Raw genomic sequence first — 17,339 nt, 5'->3', positions numbered from 1 at the left:
CATCGCCCACAACCCGCTCTCCCCCACTTTCGTCGCCCCCACACCGCCCCGCACCATGGCCGCCACCTGCATAACCCCAATAACAACAGGTCTGACACCATGAGCACTTTTGACCCGCGCCGGCTCCTGCTGGCAACCGCTATCGCCAGCATTGCCCTCCCCGTTGTCGCTGAAGAACACGGCTTCCTGGAAGACGCCAGCGCCAACCTCAACCTGCGTAATTTCTTCTTCAACCGCAACTTCACCAACCCGACCAAGGCCCAGGGCGGCGCTCAGGAGTGGACGCAAAGTTTCATCCTCGACGCCAAATCCGGCTTCACCCAGGGCACCGTCGGGTTCGGCATGGACGTACTTGGCTTGTACTCGGAAAAGCTCGACGGCGGGCGCGGCACGGGCGGTACCCAACTGCTGCCGCTGGACCATGACGGACGGCCCGCCGATAACTTCGGTCGCCTGGGCGTCGCGTTCAAGGCCCGGATCTCGAAGACCGAAGTGAAGGTCGGCGAGTGGATGCCGGTGCTGCCGATCCTGCGCTCCGATGACGGCCGCTCACTCCCGCAAACCCTGCGCGGCGGCCAGATCACCTCCAAAGAGATCGACGGCCTGACCCTCTACGGTGGCCAGTTCCGCGCCAACAGCCCGCGGGACGACAGCAGCATGACCGAGATGTCGATGTTCGGAAAAACCGCCTTCACCTCCGACCGTTTCAACTTCCAGGGCGGCGAATATGCCTTCAACGACAAGCGCACCCAGATTGGCGTGTGGAACGCCCAGCTCAAGGACATCTACCGCCAGCAATACCTCAACCTGATCCACAGCCAGCCCGTGGGCGACTGGACCCTGGGCGCCAACCTCGGGTTCTTCTACGGCAAGGACGACGGCAGCGCCCGCGCCGGCGAGCTCGACAACAAGACCTGGTCCGGATTGTTCTCGGCCCGATACGGCGGCAACACCTTCTACATCGGCCTGCAAAAACTCACCGGTAACAGCGCCTGGATGCGGGTCAACGGCACCAGCGGCGGCACCCTGGCCAACGACAGCTACAACGCCAGCTATGACAACGCCCAGGAAAAATCCTGGCAGGTGCGCCACGACTACAACTTCGTCGCCCTGGGCGTTCCAGGCCTGACCGTGATGAACCGCTATATCAGCGGCAGCAACGTACACAGCGGTACGGTCACCGACGGCAGGGAATGGGGCCGGGAAAGTGAAGTGGGCTACACGGTGCAGAGCGGAACATTGAAGGACCTCAATGTGCGCTGGCGCAATTCCAGCATGCGCCGGGACTACAACAACAATGAGTTTGATGAAAACCGGTTGATCGTCAGTTACCCGATAAGCCTGCTGTAACGCCTCGACAGACTTGCTGTATGGTGCGCGCGTGTCATGGATGACCGAAACCCGCAACCAACGTCTTTCGAGTCCGCCGTACACCATGAAACCCTTCGCCGCCGTATCGGCCCTATTGGTCCTGGCCCTGAGCCTCAGCGGTTGCATCAGTCCGCCCCTGGCCCTGACACCGCAGACCGAACAACGCCTGAAAGCCGAGGCGCCGATTCGTTTTTTACTGACCTTCGATGACGGCCCCAGCGCCTCGGGTTTTATGAACCCGAGCCGTTCGGTGATGGCTGACCTGGCGAATAACCCGATACAGCCGGGCATCAAGGCGGTGTTCTTTTTGCAGACCGAGGCGCCCCGCTCCGGCGGCAACCCACGGGGTCGAAAAACCATGGAGCGTGAGTACGCGGCCGGCCATATCCTGGCCTTCCACACCGCAACCCCGTGGCACAGCAATCATCGCTCGCAGAATCCGGTTGAGCTGGAACACTACCTCAGCCTGGGTTCATCGACCCTTGAATCCATCACCGGCCAGCCGCCTACACTGGTGCGCCCGCCGTTCTGGAATTACGACAAACGCACTTTCGCCGCCTACCAGCAGCATGGCCTGCACGTACTGTTGACGGACCTGAGCGCGAACGACGGGGTGATCTGGGTCTTCAATGGCAGCCCCCGGCGCCGGGAAAACCTGATCCGCCAGTTGTCGGTACTGCGCGAGCGTATTGCCAAGGGTGAGTTACCGACCGTGGACGGAGTGATCCCGGTGGTGGTGACCTTTCACGACATCAACCGCTATACCGCCTGGCACCTGAAGGAATACCTGCAAATCCTGATGGACAGTGCGCGCATTAACGGCGTGCCGGTCGCCCGGCAGCCGTTCTACACCGACCGGGCCGCCTTGCAGCGCGCCGCCATGGCGCGCACGGTAAAGGACGCTGACGAAGTGGTGCACCTGCCGGGCGTATGGAATTGGGTGTGGGACGCTGACTCGCATTAACTGCGCGACTCAACCCCCAGCTCATCCCACACTGACTCGGCCAAATGAAACGTCGCATTGGCCGCCGGAATCCCGCAGTAGATCGCGCTCTGCATCAGCACTTCCTTGATCTCGGCGCGGGTTACGCCGTTACTCGCGGCGGCGCGCAGGTGCAGCTTGAGCTCGTCGCTGCGGTTCATGCCGATGAGCATGGCGATGGTGATCAGGCTGCGGGTATGTCGCGGCAGGCCTGGGCGGGTCCAGATATCACCCCAGGCGTGGCGGGTGATCATTTCCTGAAACTCGCTGTTGAACTCGGTCAGGGCGTTGAGGCTGCGGTCGACATGGGCGTCGCCCAGCACTTCGCGGCGCACTTGCAGGCCCTCGGCATAACGTTGTTTCTCGTCCACAAAACGCTCCTCATGCAATTTTTGACGACAGGCACATAACCTGTGGCGAGGGAGCTTGCTCCCGTTGGGTCGCGCAGCGGCCCCCATAAGGTCACCGCATACTTGCTGAAAGGTCTCTATTGCGGCTTTCAGGGCTGCTACGCAGCCCAACGGGAGCAAGCTCCCTCGCCACAGAGTTCAGCGATACTCAGCGGGCTAGCAGAAATTCCAGTACACGGTCGCTGAACGCCGCACCGGCTTGCACGTTGGACAGGTGCGCGGCATAGAACTCGGCGTACTCGGCGCCCTTCACGTGTTCCTGGATAAATTGCCCACCGGCCGGCGGCGTAACCGCATCTTCACTGCCCGCAATCACCAGGGTCGGCACCTTGATCGACGCCAGTTGCTCACGGAAGTCCGCATCGCGCACCGCCGCGCAATTGGCGGCATACCCCTGGGGATTGGTCGCCGCCAGCATGTCGGTGATCAGCGTGGCTTGATCAGGGTGGGCCTCGGCAAAGTCGGCGGTGAACCAGCGTGCAATTGACGCATCACGCAGGGCAACCATCGCCGCCGCGCCGTCCCGCAGGACCATCTCGATCCGCGGGTTCCAGATCTCCGGCGTGCCAATTTTCGCTGCGGTGTTGCACACCACCAGCCGGCGCAAACGCTCACCCGCATGAATGCCCAGCCACTGGCCGATCAGGCCGCCCATGGACAACCCGCAAAAATGCGCGCGTTCGATCTGCAATGCATCCAGCAACGCCAACACGTCACGGCCCAACTGCTCGATGCTGTAGGGGCCTTCGGTCACCAGGGATTTGCCGTGGCCACGGGTATCGAAACGCAGTACCCGGAAATACTTCGTGAACGCCTCGATCTGGATGTCCCACATGTGCAGGTCGGTGCCCAGGGAGTTGGACAGCACCAGCACCGGTGCGTCTTCGGGGCCATCGAGTTGGTAGTTCAGTTCGCCATCGGCGAGTTGTACAAATCCCACAGCAGCCTCCTCAGGCAGTCAATGCAAAATGTTCGGCCACGGCCCGGGTAACCCAGGTGTGTGCCTGGCCCAGGTAGTGCGCCGGGTCCAGCAGGCGATCGAGTTCGGTGGCCGAGAGCTCGGCCGTCACTTGCGGTTCATCACCCAGCACCGCCCGCAGGTGGCGCCCGTCGGCGACGGCGCGTTTGCAGCATTGTTCCAGCAGATGGTGCGCGGTTTCGCGGCCCAGCCGTTGGGCGAGGACGATGCTGACCGCTTCGGCCAGGACCAGGCCCTGGGTCAGGTCGAGATTGTGTGCCATGCGCCTGGGGTCGACTTCCAGGCCTGCGCTGACCAACAGCGCCTGATGCAATGCACCGGACACCAGCCGGCAAATCTCCGGCAGGGTTTCCCATTCGGCGTGCCACAGGCCCAGGCTGCGCTCGTGTTCCTGAGGCATGGCGCTGAACATCGTCGCCACCAGGCCCGGCACGCGGGTCGCGGCGCTGATCAGCACGGCGGCGCCCACCGGGTTGCGCTTGTGGGGCATGGTCGAAGAGCCGCCTTTGCCGGGTGCGGAGGGCTCGAACACTTCCGCCGCTTCGGTCTGCATCAACAGGCTGATGTCGCGGCCCAGTTTGCCGAGGCTGCCGGCGATCAGGCCAAGCACCGAGGCGAACTCCACCAGGCGGTCGCGCTGGGTGTGCCAGGGTTGTTCCGGCAGGCCCAGTTGCAACTCGGCGGCCAGGGCTTGCGCCACCGGCATCGCCTGTTCGCCGAGGGCCGCCAGGGTTCCGGAAGCACCGCCGAATTGCAGCACCAGCAAGCGCGGCTTGAGGTCGCTGAGGCGTTGCCGACTGCGGCTGACTGCACCGAGCCAGCCGGCGATTTTCATGCCCAGCGTGACCGGCGTTGCGTGCTGCAGCCAGGTCCGACCCGCCAAGGGGGTTGCTGCATAACGTTGAGCCTGCGCGGCAAGGATGTCACCCAGCCGCGCCAGATCGTGCTCAATCAGCTCGACCGCGCTGCGCAGTTGCAGCACCAGCCCAGTGTCCATCACATCCTGGCTGGTAGCGCCCAGATGCACATAACGTTCGGCGCCGGCATCTTCGCTGGCGATCAACTTGCCGAGGGCCTTGACCAACGGAATCGCGGAGTTGCCCGCCGTGGCAATGGCCTCGCCGAGGGCATCAACGTCATAGAGAGAAGCCAGGCAGGCCTGGGCAATCGGCGCGACGGCCGCTTGCGGGATCAACCCCACCTGAGCCTCGGCCCGGGCCAGGGCCGCTTCAAAATCCAGCATGCCCTGCAAGCGCCCCTGGTCGCAGAACACTTCGGCCATGCGGTTGGCGGTGAAATAGGCGTCGAACAGTTGGTTGCTCGTGCGCATCGTCATAGAACATCCCTAGGTGGCGCATACCCGGCAACGGGCATGCGCCAGCCGGTTACAGATCGTGGTGCAAGTACGCCGCCTCTTTGGGCAGGCGCAAGCTGAACAGGAACGCCACCGCCATCATCGCCGTGACGTACCAGTAGAAGGTGTTTTCCATGCCCAAAGACTTAAGGCCCAGGGCCACGTACTCCGCCGAACCACCGAAGATCGCGTTCGCCACCGCGTACGCCAGGCCCACGCCCAATGCACGCACTTGCGGCGGGAACATTTCGGCTTTCACCAGGCCGCTGATGGAGGTGTAGAAACTCACGATGGCCAGGGCCAGGGTGATCAGCACAAAGGCCAGGAACGGGCTGCTGACGGTTTTCAGGGTCAGCAGGATCGGCACGGTGAACAGCGTGCCCAGGGCGCCGAACCACAGCATCGAATTACGGCGGCCAATCTTGTCCGCCAGCATGCCGAACACCGGCTGCATGCACATGTAGAAGAACAGCGCGCCGGTCATGATGTAACTGGCCGTCTTGGCGTGCATCCCGGCGGTGTTCACCAGGTACTTCTGCATGTAGGTGGTGAACGTGTAGAAAATCAGCGAACCGCCGGCGGTGTAGCCAAGCACGGTGATAAACGCCGCCTTGTGATCGCGGAACAACGCGGCAATGCTGCCAGCGTCCTTGTCTTCACGCATTTCCTTGCTGGTGGTTTCTTTCAGGGTGCGACGCAGCAACAGCGAGATCACCGCGGCAATGGCGCCGATCACAAACGGAATCCGCCAGCCCCAGGCCCGCAGTTCTTCTTCGGTGAGGATCTGTTGCAGGATCACCACCACCAACACCGCCAGCAGTTGGCCGCCGATCAGGGTCACGTACTGGAACGAGGCGAAGAACCCGCGCTGGCCCTTGAGCGCGACTTCACTCATGTAGGTGGCGGTGGTGCCGTATTCGCCGCCTACCGACAGGCCCTGGAACAGCCGGGCGACCAGCAGCAAGGCCGGGGCCCAGGCGCCGATGTCTTTGTAGGTGGGCAAAAAGGCGATGACCAGGGAACCGGCGCACATCATCAGCACCGAGATCATCATGGAATTCTTGCGACCGTGTTTATCCGCCACCCGGCCGAACAGCCAGCCGCCGATGGGGCGCATCAGGAAGCCGGCAGCGAACACGCCTGCGGTGTTGAGCAATTGCACGGTGGGGTCGTCCGACGGGAAAAACGCCGGGGCGAAATAGATGGCGCAGAAGGCATAGACGTAGAAGTCGAACCATTCGACGAGGTTGCCGGAGGAGGCACCGACAATCGCAAAAATCCTTTTGCTGCGTTCTTCTCCGGTGTAGTGACTCGTTTTTGTTGTCATGTTTTTTTCACTCAGTGGGAACGGTTATAGCCTAGACATACTTTGCAACAACCATGTTCCGCAAGCAGACTTTTGGATATTTGTTGCCTCTGCCGGCCTCATCGCGGGCAAGCCCGCTCCCACATTTGGAATGCATTCACCTGTGGGAGCGGGCTTGCTCGCGAAAATTTCCAAGCCAACTCAGTAATCGAAGAACACCGTCTCTTCGTCTGTGCCCTGCAAAATCACATTCCACTGATACACACCCGCCGCATCCGCCTTGGCGATCAACGTGCGCCGCCGCTCCTGCGGCACACACGCCAGCAGCGCGTCATCCTCATTCAGCGCCTCACCGTCAAAGTAAATCCGCGTCAGCAGGTGCTTCACCAACCCACGGGCAAACACCAGCACCACCAGGTGCGGCGCCTGGGTCGTGCCCTTCAACCCCGGCACGCTGCCCGGCTTGATGGTGGTAAAGCGAAACCGCCCTTCGGCATCCACCGGCACCCGGCCGAAGCCTTCGAAGTTCGGGTCCACCGGTTTGTCCTGCTCATCCTCGGGATGGTCGTACTTGCCGGCCGCATTGGCCTGCCAGACTTCCAGCATGGCGTCGTTGACCACATCGCCGTTGCCATCCACCACCTGCCCGGTGATCGCGACGCGCTCGCCGAGGGTCTCGGCTACGGTCAGGTCTTCGCGGTTCAGCCAGGTCAGGCCGATGTGGTAATACGGCCCGACGGTGTGGGAAGTAGTCGCGTTGAGGCTCATCTCATTTCTCCATCGGCGTGGCGTCGCGGCCGCGCAGGACGATGTCCCAGCGGTAGCCGAGGGCATAGTGCGGAATGGTTTTTTCCAGATCGAACGAGGCGATCAGGCGTTCCTTGGCGGACGTGTCCGGGACGCAGTTGTAGATCGGGTCGTAGGCCAGCAACGGGTCGCCGGGGAAATACATCTGCGTCACCAACCGCGTCAGCACACTTGGTCCGAACAGCGAGAAGTGAATGTGCGCCGGGCGCCAGGCGTTGTGGTGGTTGCCCCACGGGTAGGCGCCGGGCTTGATGGTCTGGAACTGGTACCAGCCATCGGCGTCGGTGACGGTGCGCCCGGTGCCGGTGAAGTTCGGGTCCAGCGGTGCGTCGTGCTGGTCGCGCTTGTGGTTGTAGCGGCCGGCGGCGTTGGCCTGCCAGATTTCCACGAGGATGCCGGGCACGGGCAAGCCGTTTTCATCCAGCACGCGCCCGTGAATGATGATGCGTTCGCCCTGGGGCTCGCCTTCGTGCTGGGCAGTCAGGTCGTTGTCCTTCTCGTTGATCCGCTCGGCGCCGATGGTCGGGCCGGTGATTTCCGACAGGGAATGGGGCAGGAACACCAACGGCCTGGACGGCGAACGCAGGTTCGTCGATTGGTAGGCCGGGTGCAGGTAATCAGGCTGAGTACCCGCTTGCGGGCGCCGGTATCCGGGCTTGTCACTCATGGAGCAATCCTCTTTATTCTCGTGGGGCTCAAACGCGTTCGATCGCCAGGGCCAAACCCTGGCCAACACCGACACACATGGTCGCCAGGCCTTTGCTGCCGCCGGTTTTTTCCAGTTGATGCAGGGCGGTCAGTACCAGGCGCGCGCCGCTCATGCCCAGCGGATGGCCGAGGGCAATCGCGCCGCCGTTCGGGTTGACCTGAGGTGCATCGTCGGCAATCCCCAGTTCGCGCAGCACGGCCAGGCCCTGGCTGGCGAAGGCTTCGTTGAGTTCGATCACATCAAAATCGGTCACCGCCAGGCCCAGGCGCTCCACCAGTTTGCGCACGGCCGGCACCGGGCCGATGCCCATCACACGCGGCGCCACACCGGCGCTGGCCATGCCCAGTACACGAGCGCGAGCGGTCAGGCCGTGTTTTTTGACGGCTTCAGCAGAGGCCAGGATCAGCGCTGCGGCACCGTCGTTGACGCCCGAAGCGTTGCCTGCGGTGACGGTCTTGTCCGGACCGTTAACCGGTTTGAGTTTGGTCAGGGCTTCGAGGGTGGTGTCGGCCCGAGGATGCTCGTCGTGCTCGACCACGGTCTCGCCTTTTTTATGGGCGACACGCACCGGCACGATCTCGTCAGCGAAGAAGCCGGCGGCCTGTGCTGTGGCAGTACGTTGCTGGCTGCGCAGGGCGAAGGCGTCCTGGTCGGCGCGGGAGACTTTATAGTCGTCGGCCACGTTGTCAGCGGTTTGCGGCATCGGGTCGACGCCGTACTGGGCTTTCATCAACGGATTGATGAAGCGCCAGCCGATGGTGGTGTCTTCCAGCTTCATGTTGCGCGAGAACGCCGCGTCCGCCTTGCCCATCACGAACGGGGCGCGGGACATCGACTCGACGCCACCGGCAATTGCCAGCTCCATCTCGCCACTGGCGATGGCGCGGAAGGCCGTGCCGATGGCGTCCATGCCCGAAGCGCACAGGCGGTTCAGGGTGACGCCGGGAATGCTCTCCGGCAGACCCGCCAGCAGCGCCGCCATGCGGGCCACGTTGCGGTTGTCTTCGCCGGCCTGGTTGGCGCAGCCGAGGAACACTTCGTCCACCGCGTTCCAGTCCACCGACGGGTTGCGTTCCATCAAAGCCTTGATCGGCAATGCTGCCAGGTCATCGGCGCGGACGGTGGACAAGCCACCGCCAAAACGGCCGATGGGGGTACGAATGGCGTCACAGATAAATACGTCGCGCATCAGGCTTCTCCGGGGGCTTGGCCGTGGGCGGCAGCGGTGCGTGCTTCAAGGTCGCGCAGGGCGGTCAGTTCAATGTCGGTCGGTTCGGCGCTGGTGGTGACCTGGTCGGCAAACCGAATCGCCCAACCGGTGGCGGCCACCACTTGCTCACGGGTCACGCCGGGGTGCAGGGCGGTGACGACAAACTCGTGGCTGCCCTCCTCCGGCTCCATGATGCACAGGTCGGTAATAATCCCTACGGGACCGGCGCCTGGCAGACCCAGGCGTTTGCGCGAGTCGCCGCCTTCGCCGTGGCCCACCGAAGTGATGAAATCCAGCTTGTCGACAAACGAACGGGCCGACTGCTTGAGGATGATCAGCACGCTCTTGGCAGAACCGGCGATCTCTGGCGCGCCACCGGCACCCGGCAGGCGCACTTTGGGCTGGTGATAATCACCGACCACGGTGGTGTTGATGTTGCCGAAACGGTCGACCTGGGCCGCACCGAGGAAGCCGACGTCAATGCGCCCGCCCTGCAGCCAGTAGCGAAAAATCTCACCGGTCGGCACCACGGTGTCGGCGGTTTCCGCCAGTTCGCCGTCACCGATGGACAGCGGCAGCACCGACGGTTTGGCGCCAATCGGGCCGGACTCGTAGATCAGCACCACATCAGGCGACGACGTCAGGCGTGCCAGGTTGGCAGCCTTGGAGGGCAGGCCGATGCCGACAAAGCACACCGAGCCGTTCTTCAGGCGGCGCGCGGCGGCGACGGTCATCATTTCGTTGGTGGAGTAAGCCATTATTTGGCCTCCTGCGCGGTGGCCAGCTTGGCCTGGAATTCACTGAAATTGGCGGTGCCGTGGATGTATTCGTTGATCCAAGCGGTAAACGTCTCACGGTCCCGGGCGATCGGGTCCCAGGCCTGATAGAAACGGTTGTCACGCTCTGTGTAACCGTGGGCGTAGGACGGATGCGCGCCGCCGGGCACGTGGCACACGGCAGTCAGGGCCCAGGTCGGCAATACGCAGGCGTTCATCGGCGCATTGAGGTCGTCGACGATTTCTTCGACGGTGACGATGCAGCGCTTGGCCGCCAGGGCCGCTTCCTTCTGCACCCCGAGGATGCCCCACAGCAGCACGTTGCCCTTGCGGTCAGCCTTTTGGGCGTGGATCACGGTGATGTCCGGGCGCACCGACGGCACGGCTGCCAGCACTTCACCGGTGAACGGGCAGGTCACGGTCTTGATCAGCGGGTTGACCTTGGGCAGGTCGGAGCCGGCGTAGGCGCGCAGCACCGCGAACGGCAGGCCGGAGGCGCCGGCGACGTAGGCATTGGCCAGGTCGGCGTGGCTGTGCTCTTCGATCTCCAGCGGTTGCGGCCATTGTTTTTCAACGGCGTCCCGCAGGCGATGCAGGGAGCCCACACCCGGGTTGCCGCCCCACGAGAAAATCAATTTGCGTGCGCAGCCGGCGCCGATCAACTGGTCGTAGATCAGGTCGGGGGTCATGCGCACCAGCGTCAGGTCTTTCTTGCCCTGACGAATGATTTCATGACCTGCCGCCGTAGGGATCAGGTGAGTAAAGCCTTCGAGTGCAACGGTGTCGCCGTCATTCACGAACTGCTTTACCGCATCAGCCAGCGAAAGAATTTCAGCCATGGGGTGGGCTCCCGGTATCGATCGAAAAAGGCGCTGGAGGCAGCGCCGAAGTGTTTGAAGATTAAGCCGGGGGTTGTGGCCAAACAATCCGATAATCGACTGAGTGTTCGATTATCGAACGGATTGTTATCTTGCTATCGGTCGGTTTCAGGTGGCGTCCGCGTGGCTGACCATGCCCTTGATGACCACCGCCGTGGTGGCCAGAGCCGCTGGAATCACCAGGGCCGTCAGCACCTGTTCGAAGTTCCAGCCCAGGCCCAGCAAGGTCGCGCCCATCCATGCGCCGAGGATCGCGCCAAACCGGCCGATGCCGAGCATCCACGACACGCCGGTGGCACGGCCCTGGGTCGGGTAGAAACGTGCGGCCAACGACGGCATCGCCGACTGTGCACCGTTGACGCACATCCCGGCGATCAGCACCAGGGTCGCCAGCAGCGTGATATTGCCCAGGCTCTGCCCTACCGCGTAGGCAAACACCCCGGCCAGCAGATAGAACGTACCGATGACCTTGTGGGGATTGAACCGGTCCATCGCCCAGCCCACGCCGACCGCGCTCAATACGCCGCCAAACTGGAACAGCGCACCGATAAACGCGGCCTGTTCCATGCTGGCGCCGCTGTCGCGCATCAGGGTCGGCAGCCAACTGGTCAACAGGTAAACAATCACCAGGCCCATGAAGTAAGTCAGCCACAGCAGCAAGGTGCCGGCGCTGTAGGTGCCGGAGAAGATCACTGCGAATACGTTGCGCGCCTTGACGGTCTTTTGTTCCGGGACGCTGAAGCTTGAGGCCTGGGCGACAATGCCCGGCTCGATCGGCGCAAGGGTCTTGCGCACCTTGTCGGTGCCCCGATTGCGCACCACCAGGTAACGCGCCGACTCCGGCAGCCACACCAGCAACACCACCGCGAGGATCAACGGCAAAATCCCGCCGATCATCAGCAAGCTGTGCCAGCCAAACGCCGGGATCAACTTGGCCGAGATAAACCCGCCACCGGCCATGCCCAGGTTGAAGCCGCAGAACATGCTGGTCACCAACAACGACTTATGGCGTTCCGGGGTGTATTCGGAGAGCAGCGTCGTGGCGTTCGGCATGCCGGCGCCCAGGCCCAGGCCGGTGAGGAAGCGCAGGATCAGCAGTTGATCGACGTTACTGCTGTAGGCCGACGCCAGGCTGAAGGCACCAAACACCAGCACCGCCCCCACCAGCACCACTTTGCGCCCGAAACGGTCGGCCAGTGGGCCGGAGCCGAGGGCGCCAAACACCATGCCGATCAGGGCAGCGCTCATCACCGGGCCGAGGCTGGCGCGGTCGATGCCCCAGTCCTGAGACAGCGCCGGGGCGATAAAGCCCATGGCGGCGGTGTCGAGGCCGTCGAGGAAAACGATGAGAAAACACAGGATCACCACCCGCCATTGATACCGCGACAGCGGCTGGGCGTTGATGAAGGACTGAACGTCCAGGCAAGTACCGACAGCAGGTGAAGGCTGATTCATTATTTTTATTTCCACACCGATGGGCGGGCGAACGACGTTGGGTCGTCATTATTATTGGGGCGGCGCCATGAAGCGCTGCCGCACATTAATAAGCCTTGGGAAACACCGTCAATTCATCCAGCCGGGATCTGTGCGGTCACCGAACACCTTAGGCAAACAGCTGGGCACTCAGCTCCTGGCTGGCGCTGAGCATGCTCGGCAGGAAACGCTGCTCCAGCTCACTGCGGCTGACCCTTCCGGCATGGGTGCTGACGTTCAGCGCGGCCAGCACCTGGCCGGAAGCGTCGTACACCGGCACGGCGATGGAACGCAGGCCCTGCTCCAGTTCCTGGTCGACAATGCACCAGCCTTGCTGCCGCACTTCCTGCAAACATTCGAGCAACGCTTGCGGCGTGGTGAGGGTGCGGCTGGTCTTGGTTTGCAGGTCGGCGTGGTCGAGGTAGTCCTGCAGCGAGGCGTCATCCAGCGCCGCCAGCAGGATACGACCCATCGAGGTGCAATAGGCCGGCAGGCGGCCGCCCACCGACAGGTCGACGGAAATCAGGCGCTGGGTGGTGGCCGAGCGGGCGATGTAGAGGATGTCATCGCCTTCCAGGGTCGCCATGTTGCAGGCCTCGTGGAGCTGCTCGCTCATGCGGTCCAGGTATGGCTGGGCCGACACCGCCAAGGGCGTGGACGACAGATACGCGTGGCCGAGGGTCAGCACCTTGGGCAGCAGCGAATAGGTGCGCCCGTCGGTGGTGGCGTAGCCGAGCTTGATCAGGGTATGCAGGCAACGTCGCACGGCGGCGCGGGGTATTTCCGTGCGATGGCTGATCTGGGCGATGGTCAGGTGGCGCTTGCGCTCCTGGAACGCCTGCACCACGGCCAGCCCGCGGGCCAGGGAGGTCATGAAGTCCGGATCGCCGGTAAATGCCTGGATACGTTTGGCAGGTGACGCAACGATCGGCGGCGCCACTGATGCAAAGGAGTTGCGCAATTGATCGTTCATTTTGGGGTCCTTTCTCTTATTTTTAACCGCTGCGGGAGGGCGACCGCTATTACAAGCCGCCCTGCAATTGATACACAAGGCAGGGCCGCCAACATTGGGCGATTATCGGACGGTCATTCGATAATCGCAATTTTTCACCGCTGACCGGTACACGCCCTACAGCGGCGCCCTACTTGACCGACTTTCGGAAACGACTGATGTACGAGCGAAGTTGCGGGTTATTTACCGCCGGTAGAACGCGGCACAATTTATGGCGCCAATAGTTCAGCAAGTACCCCACATGCACGCGTAACAAAACCCTCACACAAAGTTGACGATTTTTAACTTGATGACGATAGTGTTATTCAAACGCATCGCTATAATGCATCCTGTGTAGAGGCCAGCCTCGTCTAGCCCCCGAGGACGAACCTCACCCAGCCGTGCACTGGCTTTGTGCAAGCTGCGCCGCAAGTACCTGACACTCATTTCAAATGCCTGCCAACTGCTTGTGGCTGTGAAAAGAAAACTGTTGCTACGACAGCTGTTCTTCTCCGGTATCGTGGCCGCGTGCAATAAAGAAGTGTTTTTTCCTTTCTGGCATCGCGCTTCACCGGAATTAAACTCAACTCAATTAGGTAACAATGTGACGAAAGACGAACTGCGCGCGGAACTTGAGCGCCAGGAACAACGTTACAAGGATGTTTACGGCGGGGAAGTCACCACCTACGCCGCCCAGCCAGAACCTGAACGCAAGCCATGGCGGAAACGAGCCAGTCTGCTCGACCAGGCCTTTGCCCAGGAAATCCAAAAGATTGAACAGGACCTCAAAGCCGAAGAGCCATAAGCGATTCGGGTTGAGCGTCCCAAGGTGCCATCTCTCTGCCAGTACCGCACTGGCGGAGGGAGGCCCCTTCATGCCGTCTTAGCGAAATTTCATACAATTGTTTCAGATATTCCCTTTCGACGGTTTAACCCGTCTATTTTCGCTATCTCCCTTATAAATCAAACACTTGCCAGATCCCCGAAAACACCGGGATGCGCCCCTGCCCCGCTTTTTTTTTCGTTGAAGAATGTTACCGATGAGCAGCTAGTGCATTGATTACCGATGTTTTCTGGCATAATCGCGCCCCCTTACGACCGGGTCAGAAAACCTTCATGATCGATTTATTCAGCGGACTGGATGCTTGGGTTCTCGTGAGCCTGTTGCTCGCCCTGGCCTTTGTCCTCGCCTTCGAGTTCATCAATGGCTTTCATGACACCGCTAACGCGGTTGCCACAGTCATCTATACCAAAGCCATGCCTCCGCATCTGGCCGTGTTCTTCTCCGGGGTATTCAACTTCCTCGGCGTGTTGCTCGGTGGTGTCGGTGTTGCGTATGCCATCGTGCACTTGCTGCCGGTGGAGCTGCTGATCAATGTGAACACCGGCCACGGTCTGGCCATGGTCTTCTCATTATTGGCAGCGGCGATCACCTGGAACCTCGGCACCTGGTATTTCGGGATCCCGGCGTCCAGCTCCCACACCCTGATCGGTTCGATCCTCGGTGTCGGCCTGGCCAACGCCCTGATCAACGACATTCCCCTGGCTGACGGCGTGAACTGGCAGAAAGCGATCGATATCGGCGCTTCGCTGGTGTTCTCGCCCATGGCCGGTTTCGTGGTGGCAGCCCTGGTGCTGCTGGGCCTGAAATGGTGGCGCCCGCTGTCGAAAATGCACAAGACGCCGGACCAGCGCCGCAAGCTCGACGACAAAAAGCACCCACCGTTCTGGAACCGCCTGGTACTGGTGATTTCGGCCATGGCCGTGAGCTTTGTGCACGGTTCCAACGACGGGCAGAAAGGCATCGGCCTGATCATGCTGGTGTTGATTGGTATTGTGCCGGCGCAGTTCGTACTGGACCTGGGCAGCACCACCTACCAGATCGAGCGTACCCGCGACGCCACGCTGCACCTGAATCAGTTCTACCAGCGCAATCAAGAGACCCTCGGAGAGTTCCTCGCCTTGGGCAAAAGCGTGAAAGACGACCTGCCGGGCAAGTTCCAGTGCAATCCGCAGCAGACTGAACCGACCATCAACGCCCTGCTGGGTACATTGAAAGGTGTCTCTGACTACCATTCACTGACCGCCGAGCACCGGATTGAAGTGCGCCGCTACCTGTTGTGCCTGGACGACACCGCGAAGAAAGTGGGCAAGTTGCCTGGCCTGGATGCGCGTGAGAAGTCAGACCTGGACAAATTGCGCAAGGACCTGACGGCGACTACCGAATACGCACCGTTCTGGGTGATCCTGGCCGTAGCGTTGGCCTTGGGCCTGGGCACTATGGTGGGCTGGAAGCGTGTGGTGTTGACCATTGGCGAGAAGATCGGCAAGCAAGGCATGACCTATGCCCAGGGCATGTCGGCGCAGATCACCACGGCCAGCATGATTGGCCTGGCTAACATCTTCAGCCTGCCGGTTTCCACGACCCATGTGTTGTCGTCGGGTGTGGCGGGGACCATGGTGGCTAACAAGAGCGGCCTGCAAGGTGGCACCGTCAAGACCATTCTGATGGCTTGGGTGTTGACGTTGCCGGCGACTGTGGGCCTTTCGGCCGGGTTGTTCTGGTTGGCGTCCAAGGCTTTGGGTAGCTGACAGTTCTGATGCTTGTGAAGAAGGTGCGACCTGTGAGGGTTGCGCCTTTTTTTATGGCTGGGGTTTGGGTGTATATCCGTTTTTTGGGTGATGGCTGATATGGGTTCCGCTCTTACAGCGGCTCACTTTTGAACAGCGCAAAAGTAAGCAAAACGCTCTTGCCCCACCACTCGGCACCTCGCCTAGGCTCGGTGTTCCCTCACTCCGGCATTACTACGCGGGCCGCCGCGACGGGGCGTCCCTGCCCCGTCGCGGCTAAACCGGCGTCCTGCCGGTTTACCCGCTCCGTACTACCTGCGTTCGGCCAGCGTGGTTTAACGGGGCGCCTAAGATCAAGATCAAAAGCAGATCAACAGCACAGCGGCCTACAGGCCGGCTTGAGTGGTGTGAAGCAAAGGCAAGATCAAAATCTAAAGCGGGCACGATCCCCTGTAGGAGCTGGCTTGCCGGCGATGGTCGTTAACGATGACGCTGGCGTCCTGAATGAACGCGGCGACCTCACGTTTTTCGCCGGCAAGCCGGCTCCTACAGAAAAGCAGCTCTGTTTTCGCTTTGGCTTTTGCTCTGGCTTCTACCACTCAAGCCGGCCTGTAGGCCGCTGTGCTCTTGCTTTTGATCTTGATCTGACTGCCCCAATAAGCCCGAGGCCGAACGCAGGGATTGAGGAGCGGGTAAACCGGCAGGACGCCGGTTTAGCCGCGACGGGGCAGGGACGCCCCGTCGCGGCGGCCCGCGGAGCAATTCCGGAGTGAGGGAACACCGAGCTTTAGCGAGGTGCCGACAGGCGGGGCAGAGCCTTTTGCTTACTTTGGGGCTTTTCCAAAGTGAGTCGCTGTAAGAGCGAAACCCTAAGCAGCCATTACCGCAGCAACGGATATGTACTCACCCCAATAAAAACAAAACAAAAAAAAGGCGACCGAAGTCGCCCAAAATGCCTTGCGTGCTCATGTATCCCGAAAAGACCTAAGGCTTCTTACGCTTGTTAGCGTCTTTCCAGATAAAAATTCCAAACCCAACAAAGAACATCACCATGAGGCCAACCGTCAGCACTCCGGCAAATACCACATTATCGAAAAACATGACCGGCCTCCTGCACTTGCCCTGTTGCGATAGGGCTAAGTTAACCAAGAAGACGAAAGAAGAAATTGACGAGGATCAATGTCGCCCGCGACGGGGCGTAAAGAAGGGAAATAACTGACCTGCATCAAGTGATGCAGGCTATATCAACGCTTTTTCGGTTTGTTTTTCGGCTTTTTCTTACCTTTGCCTTTGCCCAACGGCATCGCTTGCTCAAACGCCTGGCGCACTTCATTCAGTCGTTTGTCATTCAGGTCATGCACCCGTTTGGCCCGCTCGGCATTCAGGTCAATCAGCTTGTCATCGTCACTCATGGCTTGGCTTACGTAATGGCTTGGATGCCCCAATAATGCGTCCTGCGCCGATCCCGCGTAAACAAAATCGATGTCATCCCGCGCATTTGCCCGCAAAATCCCCCATCCCA

Annotated in this window: 17 protein-coding genes; 4 read left to right on the top strand and 13 right to left on the bottom strand. The window is 61.3% G+C overall.

The annotated features are described in order from the left end of the window. The first annotated feature begins 99 nt into the window (after positions 1-99). On the top strand, positions 100-1,350 hold the full coding sequence (locus tag HKK54_RS16865) for an OprD family porin (RefSeq protein ID WP_169387274.1): 1,251 nt from the start codon (positions 100-102) through the stop codon (positions 1,348-1,350). Positions 1,351-1,435: 85 nt separating this feature from the next. After that, positions 1,436-2,335: a polysaccharide deacetylase family protein gene (locus HKK54_RS16860; RefSeq protein WP_169389296.1), complete on the top strand. Its 900-nt coding sequence runs from the start codon at positions 1,436-1,438 to the stop codon at positions 2,333-2,335. On the opposite strand, the gene pcaC is transcribed toward HKK54_RS16860, so the two are convergent. The 11 genes from pcaC to pcaR form a co-directional block, all read right to left on the bottom strand. After that, positions 2,332-2,724 (bottom strand): 4-carboxymuconolactone decarboxylase, encoded by a 393-nt coding sequence (gene pcaC, locus HKK54_RS16855; RefSeq protein ID WP_169387273.1) that lies wholly within the window; start codon positions 2,722-2,724, stop codon positions 2,332-2,334. The two genes, HKK54_RS16860 and pcaC, sit on opposite strands and share 4 nt — an antisense overlap. A 187-nt stretch (positions 2,725-2,911) precedes the next feature. After that, complete coding sequence (gene pcaD, locus HKK54_RS16850; RefSeq protein WP_169387272.1) at positions 2,912-3,703, bottom strand: 3-oxoadipate enol-lactonase; 792 nt, start codon at positions 3,701-3,703, stop codon at positions 2,912-2,914. Between the two features lie 10 nt (positions 3,704-3,713). Beyond that, entirely contained in the window at positions 3,714-5,078 is a 1,365-nt protein-coding gene (locus HKK54_RS16845; protein WP_169387271.1) for a 3-carboxy-cis,cis-muconate cycloisomerase, read from the bottom strand. A gap of 49 nt (positions 5,079-5,127) precedes the next feature. Then, the gene (locus HKK54_RS16840; RefSeq protein WP_010176673.1) at positions 5,128-6,423 is read right to left on the bottom strand and encodes an MFS family transporter; all 1,296 of its coding nucleotides are present in this window, start codon (positions 6,421-6,423) and stop codon (positions 5,128-5,130) included. A 180-nt stretch (positions 6,424-6,603) separates the two neighbouring features. After that, the gene (pcaG, locus tag HKK54_RS16835; RefSeq protein ID WP_010176674.1) at positions 6,604-7,170 is read right to left on the bottom strand and encodes a protocatechuate 3,4-dioxygenase subunit alpha; all 567 of its coding nucleotides are present in this window, start codon (positions 7,168-7,170) and stop codon (positions 6,604-6,606) included. Position 7,171: 1 nt separating this feature from the next. Continuing rightward, positions 7,172-7,876: a protocatechuate 3,4-dioxygenase subunit beta gene (gene pcaH / locus HKK54_RS16830; RefSeq protein WP_169387270.1), complete on the bottom strand. Its 705-nt coding sequence runs from the start codon at positions 7,874-7,876 to the stop codon at positions 7,172-7,174. A 28-nt stretch (positions 7,877-7,904) separates the two neighbouring features. After that, positions 7,905-9,110 (bottom strand): 3-oxoadipyl-CoA thiolase, encoded by a 1,206-nt coding sequence (pcaF, locus tag HKK54_RS16825; protein WP_178121028.1) that lies wholly within the window; start codon positions 9,108-9,110, stop codon positions 7,905-7,907. Continuing rightward, complete coding sequence (locus HKK54_RS16820; RefSeq protein WP_177325024.1) at positions 9,107-9,889, bottom strand: CoA-transferase subunit beta; 783 nt, start codon at positions 9,887-9,889, stop codon at positions 9,107-9,109. The genes pcaF and HKK54_RS16820 overlap by 4 nt, the downstream gene beginning before the upstream one ends. Next, the gene (locus HKK54_RS16815; RefSeq protein WP_003219830.1) at positions 9,886-10,743 is read right to left on the bottom strand and encodes a CoA transferase subunit A; all 858 of its coding nucleotides are present in this window, start codon (positions 10,741-10,743) and stop codon (positions 9,886-9,888) included. The genes HKK54_RS16820 and HKK54_RS16815 overlap by 4 nt, the downstream gene beginning before the upstream one ends. Before the next feature lie 147 nt (positions 10,744-10,890). Further along, the gene (locus HKK54_RS16810; RefSeq protein WP_010176678.1) at positions 10,891-12,237 is read right to left on the bottom strand and encodes an MFS transporter; all 1,347 of its coding nucleotides are present in this window, start codon (positions 12,235-12,237) and stop codon (positions 10,891-10,893) included. A 148-nt stretch (positions 12,238-12,385) separates the two neighbouring features. Continuing rightward, the gene (pcaR, locus tag HKK54_RS16805) at positions 12,386-13,228 is read right to left on the bottom strand and encodes a pca regulon transcriptional regulator PcaR (RefSeq protein ID WP_003219833.1); all 843 of its coding nucleotides are present in this window, start codon (positions 13,226-13,228) and stop codon (positions 12,386-12,388) included. A gap of 622 nt (positions 13,229-13,850) precedes the next feature. Here pcaR and HKK54_RS16800 point away from each other — a divergent pair. Both HKK54_RS16800 and HKK54_RS16795 read left to right on the top strand, forming a co-directional pair. Continuing rightward, a complete protein-coding gene (locus HKK54_RS16800) occupies positions 13,851-14,051 on the top strand; it encodes a hypothetical protein (protein WP_003219834.1) in 201 nt (66 codons plus the stop codon). Positions 14,052-14,362: 311 nt separating this feature from the next. Next, positions 14,363-15,838, top strand: a complete 1,476-nt coding sequence (locus HKK54_RS16795) for an inorganic phosphate transporter (protein WP_003219836.1) — start codon at positions 14,363-14,365, stop codon at positions 15,836-15,838. A 963-nt stretch (positions 15,839-16,801) separates the two neighbouring features. On the opposite strand, the gene ccoM is transcribed toward HKK54_RS16795, so the two are convergent. Further along, positions 16,802-16,918: a cytochrome c oxidase subunit CcoM gene (ccoM, locus tag HKK54_RS33835; RefSeq protein WP_010176679.1), complete on the bottom strand. Its 117-nt coding sequence runs from the start codon at positions 16,916-16,918 to the stop codon at positions 16,802-16,804. A gap of 143 nt (positions 16,919-17,061) precedes the next feature. Beyond that, the gene (locus HKK54_RS16790; protein ID WP_010176680.1) at positions 17,062-17,229 is read right to left on the bottom strand and encodes a hypothetical protein; all 168 of its coding nucleotides are present in this window, start codon (positions 17,227-17,229) and stop codon (positions 17,062-17,064) included. Between the last annotated feature and the right edge of the window lie 110 nt (positions 17,230-17,339).

This window comes from Pseudomonas sp. ADAK13 (genome assembly GCF_012935715.1).
Lineage (GTDB): Bacteria > Pseudomonadota > Gammaproteobacteria > Pseudomonadales > Pseudomonadaceae > Aquipseudomonas.
The sequence above is the reverse complement of the archived record's forward strand: the minus strand, read 5'-3'. Positions and strand labels throughout refer to the sequence as shown.